The organism is Streptomyces sp. NPDC002573 (assembly GCF_042889625.1).
GTDB classification, from domain to species: domain Bacteria; phylum Actinomycetota; class Actinomycetes; order Streptomycetales; family Streptomycetaceae; genus Streptomyces; species Streptomyces gibsoniae.
The window spans coordinates 1-5,227 of the sequence record NZ_JBIARC010000182.1; the positions used below are offsets into that span (position 1 = coordinate 1).

Genomic DNA, 5,227 nt, shown 5'->3' on the forward strand with positions numbered 1-5,227 from the left:
ATATGTGAGATCAGTCATAAGTCGGCACGTGTGCGGATGCGGCTGGTCGGGCCGTGCACCCGTTGGCAGAAAGCGGTGACCGCTGCGGCCGAGCGGCCCTGTCATGACCTTTGGAGACGGCTGGCCGAGCAGCCCTCGTCCGCTGTCCCTGCCAAAGATTCTGACGACGTGCCAGTAACATCCTATGCACAGACCGAGCACGCGAAACTCACAGGAGCTTCACTGCGTGCAGCATCACCACGGGGAAAGAGAAAGCACCTTGATGACCAGGGGCCGAACGCTCATCATGGCGGGCATTTCGGGAGGGCTGGCGATCTGTGCCGCAGTCGCTACGTTGACCGCGGCACACGCCGCTCCGGGGGATCCCTCTCCCACCGCCTCGGCTACCGCCACTCCGACCGATGACACGATGCCCTCGGCCGTGGAGGACTTCGCCTACCCGGATGCGGCGAAGATCTTCCAGGAGAAGCAGATCCTCCTCAAGCGGGGAGACGGCCACATCATGCTTACCGACTGCAAGTCCACGTACGCGATCATGGTGGAGTCGCGGACCGCTCAGAAGCAGTTCTGCTTCGCGGTCAGCGGCAAGCAGGGCGAGCTGACATTGGAGTTGCCCGATGCCTACGGCATCTGGACCCAGGACCATCCCGTCGAGGCCAAGGTGAAGAGCGGCGACAAGGAGACCGTCGTCGAAGCCGCCAAGAACGACTACAAGCCCATCGGTGAGGCGGGTGCCAGCGGAAAGCCCTCCGTCCTCGTCGAACTCCGCGTCACCGGCTGAACCTTCGGGCGAGCTCCTGCCGCTACGGATCCGCGCATCGCCGAACCCGCGCGCCGCCGAACCTGCGCTTCACCGGCAGCACGACAGCCTGCCGGCCCTCTCCGATCGACCACTGTCGCCACCGGCACAGCAGACGCCGAGGCCGGCCCCGCACCGAGCCGATGTCCGTCTGGTGTGCCGGCGACAACAGCTGAGGGCCGCTGAACGGCGCCGCAGGCGCATCGGTCCTCCTGCCGGCGCTGCGCTCTACGAGCTGACGGCACTCACTTGCCTGTCTTCTTACCGACCTCACATGAAACGGGGATTGTTCATGTCCGGCTTTCGTCCGCCTACGCCGCGGGCCAGCGGCCTGATCGCCGCAGCGTCGCTGGCTGCCGCCGCCCTGTCGGCCACGCCCGCGACCGCCGTATCGGGCCCGCAGGCCCCCGCCGCCACAGCGGCCGCCACCGCGCGCCTCGACATCGGCGGCCAGCGCGGCTGTTCGGCCACACTGGTGGCCCCGCAGTGGCTGCTGACGGCCGCGAGCTGCTTCACCGACATTCCGGGCGGCCCCCTTGCCCCCGGCGCTCCGAAGCTGAAGACGACGGCCGCCATCGGCGGGACCGCCCAGCAGGTGGTGAACCTCGCGCCGCGCGCCGACCGGGACGTGGTGATGGCGGAACTGGCCAAGCCCGTCACCGGCATCACGCCCATCCCCGTGGCGGGCACGGCACCGGGCGTGGGGGACGAGGTGCAGGCCGCCGGATACGGGCGTACACACGATGAGTGGGTGCCCGACCAGGTGCACGCGGTCGCGTTCACCGTCCAGAACGTCGGTGCCACCACCGTGGATCTGGCGGCGAAGGCCGACGGCGCCGCCGTCTGCAAGGGTGACACCGGCGGTCCCGCGCTGACCACCACCGACGGCCGCACCACGGTCGCAGGCGTCAACAGCCGTTCATGGCAGGGTGGTTGTCGGGGCACCGATGCGTCCGAGAGCCGCACCGGGGCGATGGCCGCCCGCGTCGACGATCTGTCCGGCTGGGTGCAGCAGGTCGCCTACAGCACGACCTTCGCGAACGCGCCGTGGAAGCATGTCGTGCAGATGACCGCGGGCTACTACACCGGCGGCTCCGCGGGCGGCAGCCGCCACATGGACCTGATCGTGCTGTGGGACGACGGCGAGGTGACCCTCTACCAGGGCGGCGACAGCAACGACGCCGCGCACCCGTTCTCCGCCGAGTACCAGCTGGCGCCCCGCAAGAGCATCTGGGCCAAGGCCCTGGCGATCACCAGTGTCAATGCCGGCGGCGGCGCGGACGGGCTGGTGGTGCGGTGGATCGACGGGGAGATGACCCAGTACACGACCGTGGATGCCAAGGGCTTCCACGGTGAGAAGCAGCTCGCCCCTCGGCAGACTCCCGAATGGCAGAACGACGCGCGTCTGCTGACCGGCGGCCGCTTCACGCCAGGCGGCCACCGCGACGACCTGCTGGTGGAGTGGAAGGACGGCCACGTCTCCCTCTTCAGTGATCTGGCGGCCAACGGGCTGAAGAAGCAGGCCCAGATCGTCGCGAAGAACACCACCACCTGGCCGTACGCCGAGGACCTCACCACCGGGTCCTTCACCGGCAAGAGCACCGACGACCTGCTGGTGCGCTGGGTCGACGGCGAGACCACGATCTATCCGGGCCTGACCGGCAAGGCCCTGCCGGGGGAGATCAGGATCCGCCTGAGGAACTCGGAGTGGAAGGACGCCGCCGTGGTCGCTGCGGGGGCCTTCACCGCCAACACCACCGCGAACGACATCCTCGTCCGCTGGAACGACGGACACGTCAGCCTCTTCACCGGCGCCGACGCCAAGGGCCTCCACGACGAAACTCAACTCGCGCCGCCCAACTGACGTACTCTGGCTCGGCGTTGGAGGGGTTCGACTACGCGACGATCGGGTGTTCACTCCGCCTGACTGGAAAGGGCGAGTGATGGACTTTCCCACCCGTCTCTGAGATGTGCACCGAAGGCCCGGTGCCTACGGGCTCGGCGGCTCATAGCGCACCTATGCGGCCTTCATCAACGGAGACGACGCGGCAACAGACGGCGAACTACTGCGGGGCCTCGTCGTGGCTCGCGGAAAGGCTCGGGCACGGCACCAACCTTGTCTGGTGCGCGCTGGTGCAGGAAATATGCGCCTTCGAGGCCTGTGTCCCGAGCCATGCTCCGCTCGGCGACGGCGATCTGTGCGGGTGCATGTTCAGGCTTCTGAACGAGTACTTGGTCGACGATGCCACCCGATGGAAGCGCTGCGCGGAACCGACGCCGGGGCTGCATGAGTGAGTCCCCGCCGTCCTGCCGTGGCTGACTGCCGTGGGCCCGGACCTGCATGTCTGGGCCCACGCGGGACACGACGGCGTCCGTGTCCAGCCCATGCCGAGCGCGGACAGCCGCTCCCCCTTGAACTCGGTGGGAGCGGGACTTCCTCAGAGACGTGGAAGGGCCTCGTACTCCGCGAGGGCCGTCACTTCACGCGAAGCCGGAGGCGTACGGGCCGTCCGCGTGCCTGACTGGAGCAGTTTCACTTGCGTAACACACGAATACGTTTTTGGTCTGCCGCCGTACTGTGCGGGGTACTGGTGCTGTGCGGTTCTGCAATCGCAAGAGCCGCATCGGACCCCGCCACCGGCAGACGCACGGCGATGGAGTCCGCGCCCACGGTCGCCGCTCCTTCGCCCTCCAACATGTCGTTGCCCACAGGCAACGCCTGGACCGTACAGGACGCGATCCGCTTTTGGACCTCCCAGCGCATGGCGTCGGCCATCGATCCCTCGGGCCGGGCCGCCCCGCCGCGGGGCTGGTCGGCGCTGCGTAAGAGGCCGTCGGGCGCCACCGGGGCCAACGGTGAGTTCTTCGACGGCATGAAGTCCGTCGGCGTGCTCTTCACCACCGACAAGGACATGAAAGCGCATTACTGCACGGCGAGTGTGGTGCGCAGCACAGGACGCAACCTGCTCCTGACGGCCGGTCACTGCGTCGGCAGCAGGGCGGCGTTCGTTCCCATGTACGACCACACCAAGCCGGCAGCGGATCAGCCGTACGGGGTGTGGCCGGTCAAGGAGTGGTTCCGGGACGCACAGTACGCCTCGGACAAGAGCCGGAATTCCGACCTGGACTTCGCCTTTGCGAGCCTGGCCGACAACGGCGGGCGCAACGTCGAGGACGTCGTGGGCGGCAACACTCTGACGCGTTCGCCGGGGTTCACCAACCAGGTGACCGTCATCGGCTACCCGAGGGCCGACCACAACCCGCAGGACCGCGCGTTCCGCTGTACCGGCGTCAGGACGACCGCGCTGCCCGCCTACTACCAGATGCAGATCGACTGCGCGGGCATGTGGGGCGGGGTCTCCGGCGGACCGTGGTTCTCCTCCCTCGACCCGTCGGGCGACACCGGGCAGATCATCGGCAACGTCGGCGGCTTCATGCAAGGTGGGCCGGACGTGGACCCCAAGGACCCGCTGTACGACCGGATCACCTACAGCCCCCTGTACGGCGACCGGTTCTTCCAGCTCTACGACGACGCACAGAACGCCGTCCACAACGACCACGGCACCTACCAACCGCCGCCCCTGCCCTACTCCATGGGGAAGGCGGGGACCTGGAAGCACGCCGTGGCCATGACTGCCGGTTACTACACCGGTGGCTCGCGAGGCGGCACCCGGCACATGGACCTGATCGTGCTGTGGGACGACGGTGAGGTCACCCTCTACCAGGGCGGCGACAGCAACGCCACCGCGCACCCCTTCGCCTCCGAATACCGGCTGGCGCCCCGCAAGAGCATCTGGGCCAAGGCCGTCTCCCTGACCAGTGTCAACGCCGGCAGCTCGACGGACGGGCTGGTGGTGCGCTGGGTCGACGGGGAGATGACCCAGTACGCGACCGTGGATGCCCAGGGCTTCCACGGCGAGAAGCAGCTCGCTCCGCGGAAGACGCCCCTCTGGCAGGACGACGCCCGGGTGCTGGTCGGGGGCCGGTTCACGTCGGCAGGTCATCGTGACGACTTGCTGGTGGCCTTCAAGGACGGCCACGTCTCCCTCTTCAGTGACCTGGCCGTCAGCGGGCTGAGCAAGCAGACGCAGATCGTCGCCAAGAACACCACCACTTGGCCCTACGCCGGCCAGCTGACCACCGGGTCCTTCACCGGCAACGTCACCGAGGACCTGCTGGTGCGCTGGGTCGACGGGGAGACCACCCTCTACCCGGGCCTGACTGGCAGGGGCCTGCCCGGTGAGATCAGGATCCGGCCGAGGAATTCGGAGTGGAAGGACGCCGCCGTGGTCGCCGCGGGCGCCTTCACCGCCGACACCACCGCGAACGACGTCATCGTTCGCTGGAGCGACGGGCACGTCAGCTTGTTCACCGGCGTGGACGCCAAGGGTCTGCACGACGAAGTCCCGCTCGTGCCGGTGGGCTGAC

At 68.2% G+C, this 5,227-nt stretch carries 3 protein-coding genes; all 3 read left to right on the forward strand.

Annotation, left to right across the window (positions count from 1 at the left end; all coding sequences use genetic code 11):
• Positions 1 to 409 precede the first annotated feature (409 nt).
• The 3 genes from ACFYX0_RS46645 (at position 410) to ACFYX0_RS46655 (ending at position 5,226) form a co-directional block, all read left to right on the forward strand.
• On the forward strand, positions 410 to 781 hold the full coding sequence (locus ACFYX0_RS46645; protein WP_388981638.1) for a hypothetical protein: 372 nt from the start codon (positions 410 to 412) through the stop codon (positions 779 to 781).
• A 310-nt stretch (positions 782 to 1,091) separates the two neighbouring features.
• Entirely contained in the window at positions 1,092 to 2,663 is a 1,572-nt protein-coding gene (locus ACFYX0_RS46650) for a trypsin-like serine protease (protein ID WP_388981641.1), read from the forward strand.
• 832 nt (positions 2,664 to 3,495) lie between these two features.
• Complete coding sequence (locus ACFYX0_RS46655; protein WP_388981644.1) at positions 3,496 to 5,226, forward strand: trypsin-like serine peptidase; 1,731 nt, start codon at positions 3,496 to 3,498, stop codon at positions 5,224 to 5,226.
• Position 5,227: the final 1 nt, after the last annotated feature.

What these genes read in the sequence shown, in the direction of transcription:
- ACFYX0_RS46655 (WP_388981644.1), top strand. Translation starts at nt 3,496, where the DNA reads ATGTCGTTGCCCACAGGCAACGCCTGGACCGTACAGGACGCGATCCGC.
- ACFYX0_RS46645 (WP_388981638.1), top strand. Translation starts at nt 410, where the DNA reads ATGCCCTCGGCCGTGGAGGACTTCGCCTACCCGGATGCGGCGAAGATC.
- ACFYX0_RS46650 (WP_388981641.1), top strand. Translation starts at nt 1,092, where the DNA reads ATGTCCGGCTTTCGTCCGCCTACGCCGCGGGCCAGCGGCCTGATCGCC.